This is a genomic window from Enterobacter sp. RHBSTW-00593 (genome assembly GCF_013784105.1).
GTDB classification, from domain to species: domain Bacteria; phylum Pseudomonadota; class Gammaproteobacteria; order Enterobacterales; family Enterobacteriaceae; genus Enterobacter; species Enterobacter ludwigii.
Genome location: NZ_CP056393.1, coordinates 1,769,975 through 1,788,538 on the forward strand (window position 1 = coordinate 1,769,975; position 18,564 = coordinate 1,788,538).

Consider the following 18,564-nt stretch of genomic DNA (forward strand, 5'->3'; position numbering starts at 1 on the left):
GGAATGATATTGCAACTGAAATAAGTCGATATTGATTTTTATTTTATTTATTTCAGCGGTTTTGAAAATGATCCGCAAAGGTAATTCAATGTCTTCGTGCAAGACTTAACAAAGGGCTAATTGAGGAATTGTTCTAACTTAAGTAAATATAAAGTAATGTCAATAAATGTCAGGCGGGCTTTCAGTAAAATACAATGTAAATAAAATCAATGATGGCCAGCAGCGCCCACAATAAGATATAGAGCATCAAATGCTCACGAATATTATTGATGAGAAAACCCACAACTTTGCGCATAGCGCCCCGCAAACCGTAACAAAAAGACGGGCTCCGGAACGTCCGAAGCCCGTGGTGGATTATCCCTTAAAACGTGAAAGAGAGAAGGGCGTCAGATCAAACTGCGGTGTAATACCCTGGGCAAACTGCGCGGCAATTTCACCCAGCACCGACGCGAACTTAAAGCCGTGACCGCTCAGACCGGTGATGAGCAATGTATTCTCATGCCCGGGGAGCGTATCGATAATAAAGTCTTCGTCCGGCGTGTTGTCGTAGGTGCATGCCGCGCCATAGAGTAAGCCACCGACGCCCGGCAGAATATTTCGCAGGAACGAGAAGGCTTCAGAGCCATCCTGTGGGCAGGCGCCAAACGGTTTGCGTTCTTCAGGAGAGGAGATGATTTGTCCCCCATTGTGTTTCCCGATTTTGAGCGCGTCTTTATCCGAAGGGAAGCCGTAGAACTGATCGCCGTTGGGTAACTCGCCGGTGAACGCCGGGAATTTATTCTGCGTACTGTAACGGCCATCAGACTGGAACCAGGAGAAGACCTTGCGCACCGGCTGTACGGGCAGGTCTGGCAGCAGACGGGTTACCCAGGTACCCGCACTGATGAGCAATCGGGAGGCCGTGTACTCTCCGTCCAGGGTTGTCACCGTGACGCCGTCAGCGTCATGTTTAATGGCCTCGACCGGGCAATTGAAAAGCTGGGCGCAGCCTGCTTTCGCGGCCAGCGCTATCCAGGTTTTTATTGCTGTTTCGCAATGCAACACCCCAGAATGGGCTTCAAAGAGACCAACATAATCGTCCGGGACGGTGATTTCCGGCCAGCGTGACATGATCCCCGCCGCGTCGAGCTTCTCAACGTCCAGGTTGAATGTCTTCGCGCTGCGTTCGACGCTGGCGAGAAAATCAGAGCGGGCCGGACCAAGGTTAATGATACCCGTGCGTTCGAAAATGCGTTCCTCAGTCTGTTTAGCCAGTTCGTCCCAGAGCGCTTGCGCGCGAAGTACCAGCGGGACATAGCGCTCGCCTTCACCATAGGCGTGACGAATGAGGCGAGTATCGCCATGATGACTTCCCTCTGAATGAGGGGGAAGATGGGCATCTATCATCAGAACCTTGAGGCCAGCCTGGGTGGCATAATATCCGGCGGCAGAACCAACGGAGCCGCTACCAATAATAATCAGATCATATTTCATGGGCATCTCTTAAACTAACGCTTTGTTAGCAGAGTAATTAACATCGGGGGCTTATACAAGGGAGAAATAAATAAGGCACCCCGAGGGTGCCTGTAGAGTGAAAAGTGGGCTAAACGCTAATGCCGTTTATACTCATTTTCCTGGTAGTCGCCAGATTCTATTTTTGCGATGCCTGCTTCCAAAATAGAAATAAACTGACGGGCGACGTCTGTCGTAAGCCACAGCGTCTGTCCAACTTCCGCTTCTTCACGGTTCAGCTGATTTGGGGTCTGGTAGTGCAAACGCAGCATCAGTGCATCGTAGCTGTCTACGGTACTGATATCCCAGCCAACGAGTGGGTGGGTCTGGATGACTTCGCTATTCTTTTCCATTATAACCCCCATAATGCGTGTTAGAAGACAACGACTTCGAGGTTCAATGCATGTTTTTCTGAAGCAACTTCAGTATACAAGTAATAAGGGTTCCTAAGGGAAAAATAAACAGCTAGCAACACATTTTTCTGCTTTTTAGGATTGTTCGAACAATAAAACACCATGTTGTTCACGATTTTTAAAGAAGTTGCCGAATTAATTTGAACTTTCTGGATTTTCAGGCGAAAAAAAGCCGGGGCGACCCGGCAAAAAAACACAATGAGGGAGCAGTGTTAATCTGTGATGAACCAGTCGTCGGCGCTTTCCCACGTTTCCTGCAGGATTTCGGTGATACGCGCTTTATCTTCTTTCGCGCCGCCAATGACGGAGAGGTTGTTTGCGGCCGCGTAACGCACCGTTACGGCACCGTCGTTTTCGGGAAAGGTGTTGTTAATACGACGGGATAATTCGCCTGCAAGCGCATCAAGCGCGCCGGCAGGCAGAACGGTAGTTTTGGCTATGGTGACTTCAATACGCATAAATGCCCCCTGTGTAATATACTGTTTATTTATACAGGTATATTATCGGTTTGACAACAAGGGGCACTGATTTTTTAGCGTTTTACCGTCCAGCGAACGGTTTCACCTGCCAGGAATGGGATCAGCGTGTCATCGGTCAGTGGAATGGCTTCCTCAACCTGGCTCTCTTTACGTTCCAGCTCAATGAAGGTCTCATTGACCGGCAACCCATAAAAACGGGGGCCATTGAGTGAGCAGAACGCCTCGAAATGCGGCAGGGCATTCATCTCTTCAAACACGGTTGCATAGCTGGCGAGAGCGGTTGGGGCATTAAAGCAGCCCGCACAGCCGCAGCTTGCTTCTTTGCGATGACGCGCATGAGGTGCGGAATCCGTGCCCAGAAACGCGCGGGAGAAGCCGCTGGCAACCAGTTCGCGCAGCGCCTGCTGGTGAATGTTACGCTTGAGGATCGGCAGGCAGTACAGATGTGGACGTACACCGCCAACCAGCATGTGGTTACGGTTAAACATCAAATGCTGTGGCGTGATGGTGGCGGCGATAAGCTCGTTACCGTCGCGGACATACTCAGCGGCATCTTTGGTGGTGATATGCTCGAAGACCACTTTGAGTGCGGGAAGGCGCTGACGCAGGGGCTCCATCACGGTGTCGATAAAACGGGCTTCACGGTCAAAGATGTCGATCTCGGCATGCGTGACTTCACCGTGAACCAGCAGCGGCATACCCACTTTCTGCATACGCTCCAGTACCGGCATGATGGCATCAATGCTGGTAACGCCGTGGCTGGAGTTGGTGGTGGCATTGGCCGGATAAAGTTTCGCAGCGGTGAATACGCCTTCGTTAAACCCGCGCTCCACTTCGTTTGGATCCAGGGAATCGGTCAGGTAGCAGGTCATCAGCGGGGTGAAATCATGGCCCGCCGGGACGGCATCCAGAATGCGCTGGCGATACGCCATTGCGGCATCGACGGTGGTGACTGGTGGCACCAGGTTAGGCATGACAATCGCGCGGCCATAAATTTCGCTGGTATAAGGCACGACGGTTTTGAGCATATCGCCATCGCGCAGATGGATATGCCAGTCGTCAGGGCGGCGGATTTTAAGAACCTGGGGTTGTGCAGTCATGGAAGCTCCGGCTTGTCAGGAATCAGTCATTCGGATGGCTGTTTTTGCCGGACACAAATCATAAGCGGAAACGTTTTCGTTTGCACACTTTTCCGTAAAAAAAAGGGCGCCTCGGCGCCCTACGGGTTAATCAGTGAAGGGAATAATGATTTCTCCCGGTTTCACCTCTATCCCTTTAGCATACTTTTTCGCAAGCGCTTCACCCTTGCTCTTGTCTTCACTTAAGACATAGGCTGGCTGCTGATTAAAATAGTTACGCAGCGACTGATTCAGATAAGGCATCAGGGTTTGCAGCACAGATTTCATCTTGTCCGGCGTGACTTCCGCATCGACGACTTCCATCTCCTGCAGGTAAATAGCCCCTTTCTCTTTGTTAAAGACCGGCAGCGCTTTCAGCTTTAGCTTGATATTGGCTTTCTGGTTGCCGAAGAGGGAGGTCATATCGAGGTTTGCATCCCCGTTCAGCGTCACTTTGTTTGGCTCTTCACGTCCTATCTGGCTGGTCAGGTTGCTGAGGACGATATGCGCATCGGCAAGCCCGGGCACGCCGATGTCTTTTGAAAAGTTGTTATGTTTTTCCAGCGCCTGATTAATTTCCTGTTCACTGACGGTGTATTGCGTAATCTGGTTACAGCCCACCAGCAGACCGCTGACAATGAATGCAGCGGCAATGACAATTTTCTTCATAGTGTTCCTCAACGAAAAATCGGCGCTTCTGTCCTGTTACGTCAGTATGTCAGTGTGAAATGGCAGAAACCAGCAGAAAAAACTGAGAAGTGAGGCGGGAGCGACCTCCCGCCAGAGGGAAGGGCTACGCGCCCGGTTCGAGCATGCCGCTTGCGCTGCGCTTCTGGCTGAACTGCCACCAGAGGGCCAGCAGCGTCATAAAGCCCACCGCGCCGAGCATCATCCACGGCAGTTCCGGTTGATTCAGCGCTTTGCCTGCATCAAACAGCCAGCCGCCGCCGGCGTAACCCAAAGCCCCACCAAAGGCCAGACCGAGTCGGCTGAACCCCATATAGCTGCCGCGGGCACGTGCATCTGCAAGCGAGGCGCTCAGCGTCTCACGAGCCGGCTCGGCGATGATAGAGCCGATATAGAAGGTGCAAATCAGCGTAAACAGCTGCTGGAGAGAATTCACCAGACCGATGGGCATCATGCTCAGCGTCATTAAAAACAGTCCGGCCATCAGACGATGCTCCAGGCGAAAACGCCGTTCGCTCCAGCGGGCAATCGGATAGAGCAGCGTCAGCGAAAGCGCGGCTTCGATGGCGTACATCCATTTCACGGCGGCCGGGGTTCCCGCAATATCATTGACCATGATAGGCAGCATCAGCATCACCTGCACGGCAAGCATGTAGTAACCCGTCAGGGTCAATACGTAGGTGACAAAACGTTTGTCGTGCAGGACGCGGCCCAGCCCTTCGCGTACCGGCGCTTTCACCGTCGACAATTTCCATGCGGGCAGATACAGGCCATTAAAGAGGGCGCACAGAATAAAGAGCACCGCGCCAGCCGCGCAGACCAGACGGAAATCGTACTGCAGCAACCAGCTCCCCAGAAGCGCGCCAATTACCGCGCCCGCGCTGTCCTGCATCATCAAAATCGAGAAGAAACGTCCGCGGTGCTGCGGGCGAATTAACTTCACCACCAGCGCGGTACGCGGCGGGTCAAACAGGGTTCCGCCGATCCCGGAGAGAAAGCAGGAGAACCACAGAAGCCAGGGCTCATGGGCAACCGCCATCGTGGCAAAGCCTGCCGCACGAAGCAGCATACCGGTCACAATCATCGGTTTCGCGCCGAAGCGGTCAGCAATGGCGCCGCCAAACACCCCAAGGCCTTGCTGGACAAACTGGCGTAACCCCAACGCGATGCCAACCATCAGCGCCGCCCAGCCCATCTGATCGACAAAGCGGATCGAGATAAGAGGAAACACGACAAAAAAGCCGAGCACGACCAGCATGTTATCGACTAGCAGGAAATATTTACCCAGGCTCCTCGCCTGTGATACGCGGGACATTTTCCCTCCAGGGAAAACAGGATGGTGAGCACGCTAACATTCTGCGGGGTTACTGCGCGTTTTCCCACCCCTGGGCGTGACAATATTTTTTTATCAAAAGAGCGCTTTGATAGAGAGTTCTCATCGAAAAATGTGAAAAGAGGTCAAAATGGTATGTCACTGTTTTCACAGACGGCGCAGGCACAGGTATAGTAAAGCTAATGGGTCAGCAGAAGTGACGGGAAGGAGTGGTATCGATGTTTGGCTATCGCAGTAATGTGCCAAAAGTGCGTCTGACAACGGACAGGCTGGTCGTTCGTCTGGTGCATGAGCGTGATGCCTGGCGTCTGGCGGATTATTACGCCGAGAATCGCCAGTTTTTAAAACCCTGGGAACCCGTTCGGGATGAGAGCCATTGTTACCCATCCGGCTGGCAGGCGCGCCTCAGTATGATTGCGGAATTTCATAAGCAGGGAAGTGCGTTTTATTTTGCGCTGCTGGATCCCGAAGAAAAAGAGATCATCGGCATCGCCAACTTTTCAAACGTCGTGCGCGGATCGTTTCACGCCTGCTACCTCGGCTACTCCATCGGTCAGAAATGGCAGGGGCAGGGGCTGATGTATGAAGCATTAACGGTGGCGATCCGTTATATGCAACGCACGCAACATATCCATCGTATTATGGCGAACTATATGCCGCATAATCAGCGCAGCGGTAATTTGCTGGCGCGTTTAGGGTTTGAGAAAGAGGGTTACGCCAAAGACTATCTGCTGATAGATGGAGAATGGCGCGACCATGTCCTCACGGCATTAACCACCCGGGACTGGACAGCGGGTCGCTAAGGAGAAGAGATGAAATATCAGTTAAGCGGTGCAGAAGCGCGCGTCGTCGGATGCCTGCTGGAAAAACAGGTCACGACGCCGGAGCAATATCCGCTCTCTGTCAACGCCGTCATGATGGCCTGCAACCAAAAGACCAACCGCGAGCCGGTAATGAACCTCAGCGAGCATGACGTTCAGGATGTGCTGGATGAACTGGTGAAACGCCATTATCTGCGCACCGTCAGCGGCTTCGGAAACCGCGTCACCAAGTACGAACAACGTTTTTGTAATTCCGAATTCGGCGACCTGAAGTTGAGCGCCGCGGAAGTGGCGGTGATCACGACCCTTTTACTGCGCGGGGCACAGACTCCCGGCGAGCTGCGCACACGGGCTTCCCGTATGCATCAGTTTGCGGATATGCAGGAAGTGGAACAAACCCTGGAAGGGCTTGCAACCCGCGAGGATGGCCCTTACGTGGTGCGTCTGGCACGCGAACCGGGCAAGCGTGAGAGCCGCTATATGCATCTCTTCAGTGGCGAGGTGGATACCGCGACGCTGGCAACGGAACAAGAGTCCACTGTTGTCAGCGGCAGCCTGACGGCGCGCGTGGACGCGCTGGAAGAGGAGGTCGCTGGGCTGAAACAGCGCCTGGACGCACTGCTGGCACATTTGGGAGATTAACAGTGAAAAAATTACGTGTAGGCGTGGTGGGGCTTGGCGGTATTGCACAAAAAGCCTGGTTACCGGTATTAGGCGCGGCAACGGACTGGACGCTTCAGGGCGCGTGGTCACCTACCCGCGAGAAGGCTGAACGCATCTGCGCAACCTGGCGGATACCATACGCTGCTTCGCTGTCTGATCTTGCCCGCGAGTGCGATGCGGTATTTGTGCATACCTCAACGGCAACGCACTATCAGGTGGTCAGCGAACTGCTGAATGCCGGTGTTCACGTCTGTGTGGATAAGCCCCTGGCGGAGAACGTTCAGGATGCCGAGCGACTGATAGAGCTGGCGGCACGCAAGAACCTGACGCTGATGGTGGGCTTTAACCGCCGCTTCGCTCCGCTTTATCAGCAGCTGAAGGCACAGCCGGGCGCGCTGGCCTCTCTGAGGATGGATAAACACCGTACCGACAGCGTCGGGCCAAACGATCTGCGCTTTACGCTTCTCGATGATTATCTGCACGTGGTGGACACGGCGCTCTGGCTGACGAACGGGCAGGCTCAGTTGAAAAGCGGGACCCTGATGACCAACGATCTGGGCGAGATGGTCTACGCCGAGCACCACTTTGCGCTGGAACATCTGCAGGTGACCACCAGCATGCATCGTCGTGCGGGCAGTCAGCGGGAGTTTGTCCAGGCCGTCACTGACGGTGCGCTGTATGACATCACTGACATGCGGGAGTGGCGAGAAGAGAAGGGCAACGGTGTGGTCACGCTTCCGGCGCCGGGCTGGCAGAGCACTCTGGAGCAACGCGGCTTCGCGGGATGCGCCCGTCACTTCATTAGCTGCGTGCAAAATCAGACGGTTCCGGAAACCGCCGGTGAACAGGCCATCATGGCGCAACGCATCGTGGAACGGCTCTGGCGAGAGGCCATGAGTGAATAACCCTCTGTAACATCTGCCGATAGTAATTCCCTTAAATCCGGGTAGACTAAGCGCCGATTGTTGGTTTCGCCGGGAGGCTTTTCGCTTACCCGGCCTGCAAATCCGAAGGCCTGCGCAAGCGCAACGCCGTCGGGCATTCATTACGCCTGCTCTGCAGGCGTTTTGCCGTATGGTTGTGGAAATTCACATTAATGAACTTATTAAAATCGCTGGCAGCCGTCAGCTCGATGACCATGTTTTCTCGCGTTCTGGGTTTTGCGCGCGATGCCATTGTGGCAAGGGTTTTTGGTGCTGGGATGGCAACGGACGCCTTTTTCGTCGCGTTCAAACTGCCGAATTTATTGCGCCGTATTTTTGCTGAGGGGGCTTTCTCGCAGGCTTTCGTTCCAATTCTGGCGGAATATAAAAGCAAGCAGGGCGAAGATGCTACGCGGGTGTTTGTCGCCTACGTCTCCGGGCTGCTGACGCTGGCGCTGGCTATAGTGACAGTCCTGGGGATGCTGGCTGCGCCCTGGGTGATTATGGTGACCGCGCCGGGGTTTGCCGACACCGCCGATAAATTTGCGCTCACCACCCAGCTGCTGCGCATTACCTTTCCTTATATCCTGCTGATCTCGCTGGCCTCGCTGGTGGGGGCAATCCTCAATACCTGGAACCGCTTCTCCGTTCCGGCGTTTGCGCCGACGTTTTTGAATGTCAGCATGATCGGCTTTGCCCTGTTTGCCGCACCGCATTTCAACCCGCCGGTACTGGCGCTGGCCTGGGCGGTGACCGTGGGCGGCGTCCTGCAGCTGGCATATCAGCTGCCGCATCTGAAGAAAATTGGCATGCTGGTTCTGCCGCGCATTAATTTCCGTGATGCCGGCGCAATGCGCGTCATGAAGCAGATGGGACCTGCAATCCTCGGGGTTTCTGTCAGCCAGATCTCACTTATCATCAATACCATCTTTGCCTCTTTCCTGGTGTCCGGTTCGGTCTCCTGGATGTACTACGCTGACCGTCTGATGGAGTTTCCTTCTGGCGTACTGGGCGTCGCGCTGGGGACGATTCTGCTGCCGTCGCTCTCGAAAAGCTTTGCCAGCGGCAACCATGATGAGTATTGCCGCCTGATGGACTGGGGCTTACGCCTCTGTTTCCTGCTGGCACTGCCAAGCGCGGTGGCGCTGGGGATCCTCGCGAAACCGCTGACCGTCTCGCTGTTCCAGTACGGTAAATTTTCAGCCCATGATGCGTCCATGACTCAGCAGGCGCTGGTGGCGTACTCGGTGGGATTGATGGGTCTGATTGTTGTTAAAGTGCTGGCACCAGGGTTCTACTCCCGTCAGAACATTAAAACGCCGGTGAAGATTGCCCTGGTGACGCTGGTGATGACCCAGTTGATGAACCTGGCGTTTATTGGCCCGCTGAAGCACGCGGGTCTGGCTCTGTCTATTGGTCTGGCGGCCTGTCTGAATGCCGGGCTGTTGTACTGGCAGCTGCGTAAGCAGGATATCTTCACGCCGCAGCCGGGCTGGGCGAGTTTCCTTGTGCGACTGGTTATCGCGGTGCTGGTGATGGCAGCGGCGTTGCTCGGCATGATGCACGTGATGCCAGAGTGGTCGCTCGGCACCATGCCTTATCGTCTGCTGCGACTGATGGCCGTGGTGGGTGTTGGGGTTGTGGCTTACTTTGCCACACTCGCCGTGTTGGGCTTCAAAGTGAAAGAGTTTGCCCGCCGTACGGCATAAACACCAAAAGGGGAGTTCACCTTATGGTGCTCCCCACTGCTTGATTTGTCGCTTATGCTTCAAATCGAAATCTTTTTCCCGCCCGTTATACGTGCCGTCGCTGTCTGACCATCCGCACCGTACAGCCCGGTTTCTTTATGCGGTTTTAACACCTCAAGCGCTTGCTGATTACGCTCTATCTGACCTTCAAGCAGCCAGCCGTTATGCTGGTTGAGATCGCGAAGGTGCTGGGTTTTTTCTGTAATAGTCTGCCAGCGCTCAACGATATCGTCGTTAGCACTGCGCTTAGGATCCTGCTCAGCGCGACGTTGCTGCTCAAGGTAATCCAGCGTCGCCAGAAGCGAGCTTTTGTCTTCAGTAATACGCTGCAACGCGCTGCCGTTGATGTGACCGGAAGAGAGGTGCTGTTGCTCAGCGTCCATTACCGTTTTCAGGTCGTTCAGGACAACCGTCATTTGATCCAGTATTTCTGACAGTCGACTCATACGGTTAGTTACTCTGTAAGAAACTCTGCGCTTCCTGAATCAGGGCGTCAGCAATTTTGCTGGTGTCCATTTTCAGCTCGCCGTTACGAATAGCCGTTTTCAGCGCTTCAACGCGTTCCATGTTGATATCGTTGCCGCCTGGCTGCATCAGTTTTGCCTGGGCATCGCTCAGGGTTACGCTGGTGCTGTTAGACGTTGACGGTTTTTCCAGACGCGTTTTCTGCGGCGTAGCGTCATTCGTTTCGCGAGGTTGTACAGCGCTTACCGGCTTCAGGGCTGATGTACGATCAATGCTCATAGTGTTGTCCTCATCGAGGGTTCGCGGCGTGGGCGCCTGACATCATCATTAGTTGAATATTTATCGGCAGCTGCAGCGAAATCTTTAAAAAGATTATAGGTTAATCAGAATATTCCCATCAGAATCGACGGTTCCGCTAACCACCTGCCCTGAAGACATTCTGACGCGGGCATTTTGCGCCACCGCGGCATTGTTTAACGCTTTCCCTTCACTGTTGATACTGAAGCCATCTCCATTGGCCACCACCATCACCTGCTGACCCGCCTTGACGCGCCACGCCTGGCGCAGCATCGACAGCTGTATCGGCTGGCCCGGTGCGACATCACGCAGGCTGACGGCGTCCTGCGCCTGGTTAATTTCAAGCATTGTCCGTGGCGGCAGCTGATCCAGACGGCCGCGTTTCAACGTCACGCTGTTGGCCTGCAGTGCGGTACCCCGGGCAATGGGGACAGCGGCGACAACATAATTGCCTGTCGCCTGGACTGCAACCTGTAAATACCGTTTTTCGTTGGCGCAGCGTGCCAGCACGTTCACGTTCCCCCACAGTCTGGTGGTGCCGGTCACGGTAAATGACGGCTGCTCACAGGAGGGATACAGATTCGGTGGCGTGCGTACCGTGACGACAACTTCATCGCTAAAGCCCGCCAGCTTCTGGGCAAAAAAGGTGTTTAGCTGATCCTGTAAACCATCCGCCTGCACCAGGGGGCTAAAAAGCAAGAAAGTTGCCATCAGGCCACGTTTTAACGTTTGCATCGCAAGTTCCACCGTTTCCAGAATTGAGTGAATTCTACCTGCAGTGGTTTTTCATCAACGCAATAAATAGCGACGCATTTTGCGCTTATTCCGTCGATAAGGCGGATGGGTTGAGATTTAAGCTGTGAACTGAAATTTTGCCATCAGCGGAGGAGACATGCTCGATAAACTCGACGCCGCGTTACGTTTTCAGCAGGAAGCGCTCAATTTACGTGCCCAGCGGCAGGAAATTTTAGCCGCCAATATCGCTAACGCCGATACGCCAGGGTTTCAGGCGCGCGATATTGATTTTTCCAGTGAGCTTAAAAAAGTGATGGAGCGTGGACGCGCAGAAGGGAGCGGTGTCGCGCTCGCGCTGACCTCCTCACGCCATATTCCCGCTCAGACGATGACCGCACCAACGACCGATTTGCTTTATCGCATTCCCGACCAGCCTTCACTCGACGGTAACACCGTGGACATGGACCGGGAGCGTACACAGTTTGCCGATAACAGCCTGAAATACCAGACAGGCCTGACCGTTCTCGGCGGACAAATCAAAGGCATGATGAACGTCCTGCAGGGGGGCAACTGATAAATGGCCTTGCTGAATATTTTTGATATCGCCGGCTCGGCGCTTACCGCGCAGTCCAAACGTCTGAACGTAGCCGCCAGTAACCTGGCGAACGCCGACAGCGTGACCGGACCAGACGGTCAGCCTTATCGTGCGAAACAGGTCGTCTTTCAGGTCGATGCGGCGCCAGGCGCGGCCACCGGCGGTGTGAAAGTCTCTGATGTGGTTGAGAGCCAGGCACCGGACAAGCTGGTGTATGAGCCTGGCAACCCGCTGGCGGATGCGAACGGTTACGTAAAAATGCCTAACGTGGATGTGGTGGGTGAGATGGTGAACTCCATGTCGGCGTCACGCAGTTACCAGGCAAACGTCGAAGTGCTTAATACCGTGAAGAGCATGATGCTCAAAACACTCACTCTCGGCCAGTAAAGGAGACATGCATGTCCATCGCCGTAAATGTGAATGATCCCACGAACTCAGGTGTTAATGGCGCCAAAAGTTCGACGGGTTCCAACGCCCTGACGGGCAGTAACGCGTCCGATCTGCAGAGCAGCTTTCTGACGCTGCTGGTGGCGCAGCTGAAGAACCAGGATCCCACCAATCCGATGCAGAACAACGAGCTGACCACGCAACTGGCGCAGATCAGTACCGTCAGCGGCATTGAAAAGCTCAATACCACCCTTGGCTCCGTTTCCGGTCAGATTGATAACAGCCAGTCTCTGCAGGCTGCGAATCTGATTGGTCATGGGGTGATGATCCCGGGGACCACGATCCTTGCCGGCACCAGCACTACCGAGGGGACGTCAACCACGACCACCACGCCGTTTGGCGTTGAGCTGCAGCAGCCGGCTGACAAAGTGACTGCGACGATCAGCGATGCGAGCGGGGCAGTGGTACGCACCATTGAGATTGGTGAGCTGAAGGCAGGCGTACACACCTTTACCTGGGACGGCAGCCTGACCGACGGCACGAAAGCACCAAACGGTTCTTACAAAGTGGCGATCAGCGCCAGCAACGGAACCACCCAACTGGTGGCGCAGCCGCTGCAGTTCGCGCTGGTTCAGGGCGTGATTAAAGGCGCTGGCGGTAACAAACTGGATTTAGGTACCTCAGGTACCACCACGCTCGACGAAGTTCGGCAGATTATCTAAGCCTTAACACTTATCAGGAGTAAGTCATGGCCTTTTCTCAAGCGGTCAGCGGCCTGAATGCTGCGGCCACCAACCTGGATGTCATTGGCAACAACATCGCCAACTCCGCGACCTATGGTTTTAAATCCGGTTCTGCCTCATTTGCAGATATGTTTGCCGGTTCCAAAGTGGGTCTGGGCGTGAAAGTTGCGGGCATCACTCAGGACTTTACCGACGGTACGACGACCAACACCGGTCGTGGTCTGGACGTCGCCATCAGCCAGAACGGTTTCTTCCGTATGGTCGATTCCAACGGCTCTGTGTTCTACAGCCGTAACGGTCAGTTCAAACTGGACGAAAACCGTAACCTGGTGAACATGCAGGGTCTGCAATTAACCGGTTATCCTGTTGCGGGTACCCCGCCAACGGTTCAGACCGGCGCTAACCCGCAGGCGATCAATATCCCAACGACCTTGATGGCGGCGAAATCCACCACCACCGCGTCCCAGCAGATCAACCTGAACTCTACTGACACCGCGCCAACCACGGCCTTTGATCCGACCAACCCTGACAGCTACAACAAAAAAGGGACGGTGACGGTCTTTGACAGCCAGGGTAATGCGCACAACATGAACCTGTTTTACGTTAAAGACGCGACTCCGGCAAACTCCTGGAAAGTCTATGCCCAGGACGGCAGCGTTGCAGGAAGCACGCCATCCCTGGCGACCACGCTGACCTTCAATACCAGCGGCGTACTGACCGGCGGCGGCAGCATCAATATCACTACCGGCACCGTTCCAGGTGCAACGCCAGCCACGTTTGCGATGAGCTTCGCCAATTCCATGCAGCAGAACACCGGCGCCAATAACATCGTGGCAACCAACCAGAACGGTTACAAACCGGGTGATCTGGTGAGCTACCAGATCAACGACGACGGCACCGTGGTGGGTAACTACTCCAACGAACAGACCCAGGCCCTGGGCCAGATCGTGCTGGCTAACTTCGCCAACAACGAAGGTCTGAAGTCTGAAGGCGATAACGTCTGGTCTGCCACCCAGTCTTCCGGCGTGGCGCTGCTGGGTACCGCGGGCTCCGGTAACTTCGGTACGCTGACCAACGGTGCGCTGGAAGCGTCTAACGTGGATCTGAGTAAAGAACTGGTGAACATGATCGTCGCGCAACGTAACTATCAGTCGAACGCACAGACCATCAAAACCCAGGATCAGATCCTCAACACGCTGGTTAACCTGCGTTAAGCGGCTGACAGGAAAGCGCAATGGATCACGCAATATATACCGCGATGGGCGCGGCAAGCCAGACGCTCAATCAGCAGGCTGTTACTGCCAGCAACCTGGCAAACGCCTCTACACCGGGCTTTCGTGCGCAGCTTAATGCGCTGCGTGCGGTCCCGGTGGAAGGGCTCTCCCTGCCGACGCGTACGCTGGTCACGGCCTCCACGCCGGGTGCGGATATGACGCCAGGGCAGATGGATTACACCTCACGCCCGCTGGACGTTGCCCTGCAACAGGACGGCTGGCTGGCGGTGCAGACCGCTGACGGCGGTGAAGGATATACCCGTAACGGTAACATCCAGGTGAGTGCCACGGGCCAGCTGACGATTCAGGGTCATCCGGTAATGGGTGAAGCGGGTCCGCTGACGGTGCCGGAAGGGTCTGAGCTGACTATCGCGGCCGACGGGACCATTTCGGCATTGAATCCGGGCGATCCGGCCAATACCGTTGCGCCCGTCGGGCGTCTGAAGCTGGTGAAGGCGGAAGGCAAAGAGGTGCAGCGTGGCGATGACGGGATGTTCCGTCTGACCCAGGCGACCCAGGCCACTCGGGGGGCCACGTTACAGGCCGATCCGAGCATCCGCGTGATGTCCGGCGTTCTGGAAGGCAGTAACGTCAAGCCGGTCGAAGCGATGACCGACATGATCGCCAGTGCCCGTCGTTTTGAAATGCAGATGAAGATTATCAGCAGCGTTGATGAGAACGCGGGCAAGGCTAACCAACTTCTGGCTATGAGTTAACAGGACTCCTTATGATCAGTTCTTTATGGATTGCGAAAACTGGCCTGGACGCGCAGCAAACCAACATGGATGTGATTGCCAACAACCTGGCAAACGTCAGCACCAATGGTTTCAAGCGTCAGCGTGCCGTTTTCGAAGATTTGCTTTATCAAACCATCCGCCAGCCGGGAGCGCAGTCTTCTGAACAAACGACGCTGCCATCCGGTCTGCAGATTGGTACCGGTGTTCGTCCGGTAGCCACCGAGCGTCTGCATAGCCAGGGCAACCTGTCTCAGACCAACAACAGCAAAGACGTGGCAATCAAAGGCCAGGGGTTCTTCCAGGTGCAGTTGCCTGACGGTACTTCTGCCTATACCCGCGACGGATCGTTCCAGGTCGATCAGAATGGTCAGCTGGTGACGGCGGGTGGTTTCCAGGTTCAGCCTGCGATTACCATCCCGGCGAATGCCCTGAGTATTACTATCGGGCGTGACGGCGTGGTGAGTGTGACGCAGCAGGGGCAGGCCGCACCTGTTCAGGTTGGACAGCTAAACCTGACCACCTTCATGAACGACACCGGTCTGGAAAGCATTGGTGAGAACCTCTACACCGAAACGCAATCCTCCGGTACGCCAAATGAAAGCACCCCGGGCCTCAACGGTGCGGGTCTGTTGTATCAGGGTTATGTGGAAACCTCGAACGTGAACGTTGCGGAAGAGCTGGTGAATATGATCCAGGTCCAGCGCGCGTATGAAATTAACAGTAAAGCAGTGTCGACGACCGACCAGATGCTGCAGAAACTGACGCAACTCTAAGGTGTAGCCCGGTGCGGTCAACGCCGCGCCGGCTCCCTGTTTTCGAAGATGAAGGCAATGCAAAAAAACGCGGCGTTTCGTTATCCGATACTGACTGTTCTGGCTGTCACCCTCAGCGGGTGTGCCTTGATCCCGTCTAAACCTTTAGTGCAGGGTGCGACTACCGCCCAACCCGTTCCTGGCCCGGCGCCAGTGGTGAACGGCTCCATTTTCCAGACCGCGCAGCCAATCAATTATGGCTATCAACCGCTGTTTGAAGATCGCCGCCCGCGTAATGTCGGCGATACGTTGACCATTGTGCTGCAGGAAAACGTCAGCGCGAGCAAGAGCTCGTCGGCGAATGCCAGCCGCGATGGCAAAACCAATTTCGGTTTCGATACCGTTCCACGCTATCTGCAGGGCCTGTTCGGCAATGCGCGTGCTGATGTCGAGGCCTCTGGCGGCAATACCTTTAACGGTAAAGGTGGCGCGAATGCCAGCAATACCTTTAGCGGCACGCTGACGGTGACGGTTGACCAGGTGCTGGTTAACGGCAATTTACACGTTGTGGGTGAAAAACAGATCGCCATCAATCAGGGCACTGAGTTCATTCGTTTCTCGGGCGTGGTTAATCCTCGCACCATCAGCGGCACCAACACCGTTCCGTCCACCCAGGTGGCGGATGCGCGCATCGAGTACGTCGGTAACGGCTACATCAATGAAGCGCAAAATATGGGTTGGCTGCAGCGTTTCTTCCTTAACTTATCGCCGATGTAAGCGAGGTGACCCATGTTTAAATCGATCTTCGCCGTGGCGCTGGCGCTGGTGGCAACGTTTGCCCAGGCTGACCGTATTCGCGATCTCACCAGCGTTCAGGGCGTACGCGAAAACTCGCTGATTGGCTATGGCCTGGTGGTGGGTCTGGACGGAACGGGCGACCAGACCACCCAGACGCCATTCACGACTCAAAGTTTGAACAACATGCTTTCCCAGCTCGGTATTACCGTCCCGGCGGGAACCAACATGCAGCTGAAAAACGTGGCCGCGGTCATGGTCACCGCCTCCTACCCGGCGTTCGCGCGCCAGGGGCAGACGATTGATGTCGTGGTCTCGTCAATGGGTAACGCCAAAAGCCTGCGTGGCGGCACGCTGCTGATGACTCCGCTGAAAGGGGTCGACAGCCAGGTTTATGCGCTGGCGCAGGGGAACATTCTTGTCGGCGGTGCCGGCGCGTCTGCGGGTGGCAGCAGTGTGCAGGTGAACCAGCTGAACGGCGGGCGTATCACCAATGGTGCAATCATTGAGCGTGAACTGCCGACCCAGTTTGGCGCAGGTAACACCATTAACCTGCAGTTGAATAATGAAGACTTCACAATGGCGCAGCAGATTGCCGACACCATCAACCGTAGCCGCGGCTACGGCAGCGCCACGGCACTGGATGCCCGTACCGTGCAGATCCGCACTTCTACCGGCAGCAGCAACCAGGTCCGTATGCTGGCTGATATCCAGAATATGGAAGTGAATGTTCCGGTTCAGGATGCCAAAGTGATTATCAACTCGCGCACCGGTTCGGTCGTAATGAACCGCGAAGTGTCGCTCGACAGCTGTGCCGTGGCGCAGGGTAACCTCTCCGTGACGGTCAACCGCTCCGCCAACGTCAGTCAGCCTGATACCCCGTTCGGGGGTGGCCAGACCGTGGTGACGCCACAAACGCAGATTGATTTGCGCCAGAGCGGTGGATCGCTGCAGAGCGTACGCTCCAGCGCGAACCTCAATAGCGTGGTTCGGGCCCTGAATGCCCTGGGGGCGACGCCGATGGATCTGATGTCGATTCTGCAATCCATGCAAAGCGCGGGCTGTCTGCGCGCCAAACTGGAAATCATCTGATGCTGACCGATAGCAAGCTGTTGACCGGTGCTGCCTGGGATGCCCAGTCGCTCAACGAACTGAAAACCAAAGCAGGTAAGGACCCGGCGGCGAATATCCGCCCGGTCGCCCGCCAGGTGGAAGGGATGTTTGTACAGATGATGCTGAAAAGCATGCGTGAAACCCTGCCGAAAGACGGGATGTTCAGCAGTGATTCAACCCGTCTTTACACCAGCATGTATGACCAGCAGATTGCGCAGCAGATGACCGCCGGGAAAGGACTCGGTCTGGCTGATATGATTGTCAAACAGACCGAAGCCGCGCAGGGCATCCAGCCGGATGATAAGCCACAGCAGGTGCCGATGAAGTTCGACCTGCAAACGGTGACCAGTTATCAGAATCAGGCCCTGACGCAGATGGTGCGCAAAGCCGTACCGAAGGCCACGAGTACCAGCGATGAGCCACTTTCTGGCGACAGCAAAGACTTCCTGGCGCAGCTCTCGCTGCCGGCACGTCTTGCCAGTGAACAGAGCGGCGTGCCTCACCACCTGATCCTCGCGCAGGCGGCGCTGGAGTCCGGCTGGGGTCAGCGGCAGATCCGTAAAGAAAACGGCGATCCGAGCTTTAACATCTTCGGCGTGAAGGCCACGTCGAGCTGGAAGGGGCCGACAACCGAGATCACCACCACTGAATATGAAAACGGTGCGGCGGTGAAGGTTAAAGCCAAATTCCGCGTCTATAGCTCCTATCTGGAAGCCTTATCCGACTATGTGGGCCTGTTGAGCCGAAATCCGCGTTACACCGCCGTTACACAGGCGGCAACCGCGGAGCAGGGCGCTCAGGCACTGCAGAACGCGGGCTACGCCACCGATCCGAACTATGCGCGTAAGCTCACCAGCATGATTCAGCAGCTGAAATCGATGGGCGAGAAGGTCAGTAAAGCCTATAGCACAGATATCGAAAATCTGTTCTGAAAGTTCTCAAGTCCCGGTGGAGGCTGCCGATAACCTTCATCAGGACTCGTGTCTGAACGTATA

At 55.4% G+C, this 18,564-nt stretch carries 23 protein-coding genes; 13 read left to right on the forward strand and 10 right to left on the reverse strand.

What is annotated here, in order from left to right; all coding sequences use genetic code 11:
* Positions 1–181 precede the first annotated feature (181 nt).
* The 7 genes from HV242_RS08295 to mdtH all read right to left on the reverse strand — a co-directional run bounded on the left by HV242_RS08295 (position 182) and on the right by mdtH (position 5,503).
* Positions 182–295, reverse strand: a complete 114-nt coding sequence (locus HV242_RS08295) for a DUF2770 family protein (RefSeq protein WP_032670549.1) — start codon at positions 293–295, stop codon at positions 182–184.
* A gap of 59 nt (positions 296–354) precedes the next feature.
* On the reverse strand, positions 355–1,473 hold the full coding sequence (gene solA / locus HV242_RS08300) for an N-methyl-L-tryptophan oxidase (protein WP_050736628.1): 1,119 nt from the start codon (positions 1,471–1,473) through the stop codon (positions 355–357).
* Between the two features lie 116 nt (positions 1,474–1,589).
* Positions 1,590–1,844: a biofilm formation regulator BssS gene (gene bssS, locus HV242_RS08305; protein ID WP_008500827.1), complete on the reverse strand. Its 255-nt coding sequence runs from the start codon at positions 1,842–1,844 to the stop codon at positions 1,590–1,592.
* Between the two features lie 272 nt (positions 1,845–2,116).
* Entirely contained in the window at positions 2,117–2,362 is a 246-nt protein-coding gene (gene dinI / locus HV242_RS08310) for a DNA damage-inducible protein I (protein WP_020884687.1), read from the reverse strand.
* Positions 2,363–2,436: 74 nt separating this feature from the next.
* On the reverse strand, positions 2,437–3,483 hold the full coding sequence (gene pyrC, locus HV242_RS08315; protein WP_050736629.1) for a dihydroorotase: 1,047 nt from the start codon (positions 3,481–3,483) through the stop codon (positions 2,437–2,439).
* Positions 3,484–3,609: 126 nt separating this feature from the next.
* Complete coding sequence (locus HV242_RS08320) at positions 3,610–4,170, reverse strand: lipoprotein (protein ID WP_181616918.1); 561 nt, start codon at positions 4,168–4,170, stop codon at positions 3,610–3,612.
* A gap of 124 nt (positions 4,171–4,294) precedes the next feature.
* On the reverse strand, positions 4,295–5,503 hold the full coding sequence (mdtH, locus tag HV242_RS08325) for a multidrug efflux MFS transporter MdtH (protein ID WP_014169547.1): 1,209 nt from the start codon (positions 5,501–5,503) through the stop codon (positions 4,295–4,297).
* A gap of 236 nt (positions 5,504–5,739) precedes the next feature.
* Between mdtH and rimJ the strand changes: the two genes are divergently transcribed.
* From rimJ to murJ, 4 genes are all read left to right on the forward strand, one after another.
* Positions 5,740–6,324 carry a ribosomal protein S5-alanine N-acetyltransferase gene (gene rimJ, locus HV242_RS08330; protein ID WP_013097146.1) on the forward strand — a complete coding sequence of 195 codons (585 nt, stop codon included), beginning with the start codon at positions 5,740–5,742 and terminating at the stop codon, positions 6,322–6,324.
* 9 nt (positions 6,325–6,333) lie between these two features.
* The gene (locus HV242_RS08335) at positions 6,334–6,984 is read left to right on the forward strand and encodes a YceH family protein (RefSeq protein WP_050736630.1); all 651 of its coding nucleotides are present in this window, start codon (positions 6,334–6,336) and stop codon (positions 6,982–6,984) included.
* Positions 6,985–6,986: 2 nt separating this feature from the next.
* Positions 6,987–7,910 (forward strand): Gfo/Idh/MocA family protein, encoded by a 924-nt coding sequence (locus tag HV242_RS08340; protein WP_025204464.1) that lies wholly within the window; start codon positions 6,987–6,989, stop codon positions 7,908–7,910.
* A 191-nt stretch (positions 7,911–8,101) separates the two neighbouring features.
* On the forward strand, positions 8,102–9,637 hold the full coding sequence (murJ, locus tag HV242_RS08345) for a murein biosynthesis integral membrane protein MurJ (RefSeq protein ID WP_020884681.1): 1,536 nt from the start codon (positions 8,102–8,104) through the stop codon (positions 9,635–9,637).
* A gap of 59 nt (positions 9,638–9,696) precedes the next feature.
* Here murJ and flgN read toward each other — a convergent pair whose 3' ends face one another.
* The 3 genes from flgN to flgA form a co-directional block, all read right to left on the reverse strand.
* Positions 9,697–10,122 (reverse strand): flagella biosynthesis chaperone FlgN, encoded by a 426-nt coding sequence (flgN, locus tag HV242_RS08350; protein ID WP_025204463.1) that lies wholly within the window; start codon positions 10,120–10,122, stop codon positions 9,697–9,699.
* 4 nt (positions 10,123–10,126) lie between these two features.
* Positions 10,127–10,420 carry a flagellar biosynthesis anti-sigma factor FlgM gene (flgM, locus tag HV242_RS08355; RefSeq protein WP_014169554.1) on the reverse strand — a complete coding sequence of 98 codons (294 nt, stop codon included), beginning with the start codon at positions 10,418–10,420 and terminating at the stop codon, positions 10,127–10,129.
* A 93-nt stretch (positions 10,421–10,513) separates the two neighbouring features.
* Entirely contained in the window at positions 10,514–11,173 is a 660-nt protein-coding gene (flgA, locus tag HV242_RS08360; protein ID WP_020884679.1) for a flagellar basal body P-ring formation chaperone FlgA, read from the reverse strand.
* Positions 11,174–11,330: 157 nt separating this feature from the next.
* On the opposite strand from flgA, the gene flgB reads away from it, so the two are divergent.
* From flgB to flgJ, 9 genes are read left to right on the forward strand one after another with little or no spacing between them, the layout of a single operon-like run.
* A complete protein-coding gene (gene flgB / locus HV242_RS08365; protein ID WP_044866130.1) occupies positions 11,331–11,747 on the forward strand; it encodes a flagellar basal body rod protein FlgB in 417 nt (138 codons plus the stop codon).
* Between the two features lie 3 nt (positions 11,748–11,750).
* On the forward strand, positions 11,751–12,155 hold the full coding sequence (gene flgC, locus HV242_RS08370) for a flagellar basal body rod protein FlgC (RefSeq protein WP_013097138.1): 405 nt from the start codon (positions 11,751–11,753) through the stop codon (positions 12,153–12,155).
* An 11-nt stretch (positions 12,156–12,166) separates the two neighbouring features.
* Complete coding sequence (gene flgD / locus HV242_RS08375; RefSeq protein WP_014169557.1) at positions 12,167–12,877, forward strand: flagellar hook assembly protein FlgD; 711 nt, start codon at positions 12,167–12,169, stop codon at positions 12,875–12,877.
* 26 nt (positions 12,878–12,903) lie between these two features.
* Positions 12,904–14,112 carry a flagellar hook protein FlgE gene (gene flgE / locus HV242_RS08380; protein ID WP_014169558.1) on the forward strand — a complete coding sequence of 403 codons (1,209 nt, stop codon included), beginning with the start codon at positions 12,904–12,906 and terminating at the stop codon, positions 14,110–14,112.
* 20 nt (positions 14,113–14,132) lie between these two features.
* On the forward strand, positions 14,133–14,888 hold the full coding sequence (locus tag HV242_RS08385) for a flagellar basal body rod protein FlgF (RefSeq protein ID WP_014169559.1): 756 nt from the start codon (positions 14,133–14,135) through the stop codon (positions 14,886–14,888).
* Between the two features lie 11 nt (positions 14,889–14,899).
* The gene (gene flgG / locus HV242_RS08390) at positions 14,900–15,682 is read left to right on the forward strand and encodes a flagellar basal-body rod protein FlgG (protein WP_008500810.1); all 783 of its coding nucleotides are present in this window, start codon (positions 14,900–14,902) and stop codon (positions 15,680–15,682) included.
* A gap of 57 nt (positions 15,683–15,739) precedes the next feature.
* Positions 15,740–16,438 (forward strand): flagellar basal body L-ring protein FlgH, encoded by a 699-nt coding sequence (gene flgH, locus HV242_RS08395; protein ID WP_023311139.1) that lies wholly within the window; start codon positions 15,740–15,742, stop codon positions 16,436–16,438.
* 12 nt (positions 16,439–16,450) lie between these two features.
* On the forward strand, positions 16,451–17,548 hold the full coding sequence (locus tag HV242_RS08400; protein ID WP_014169561.1) for a flagellar basal body P-ring protein FlgI: 1,098 nt from the start codon (positions 16,451–16,453) through the stop codon (positions 17,546–17,548).
* Positions 17,548–18,501 carry a flagellar assembly peptidoglycan hydrolase FlgJ gene (flgJ, locus tag HV242_RS08405; RefSeq protein WP_014169562.1) on the forward strand — a complete coding sequence of 318 codons (954 nt, stop codon included), beginning with the start codon at positions 17,548–17,550 and terminating at the stop codon, positions 18,499–18,501. Before HV242_RS08400 ends, flgJ begins: the two co-directional genes overlap by 1 nt.
* Positions 18,502–18,564 lie beyond the last annotated feature (63 nt).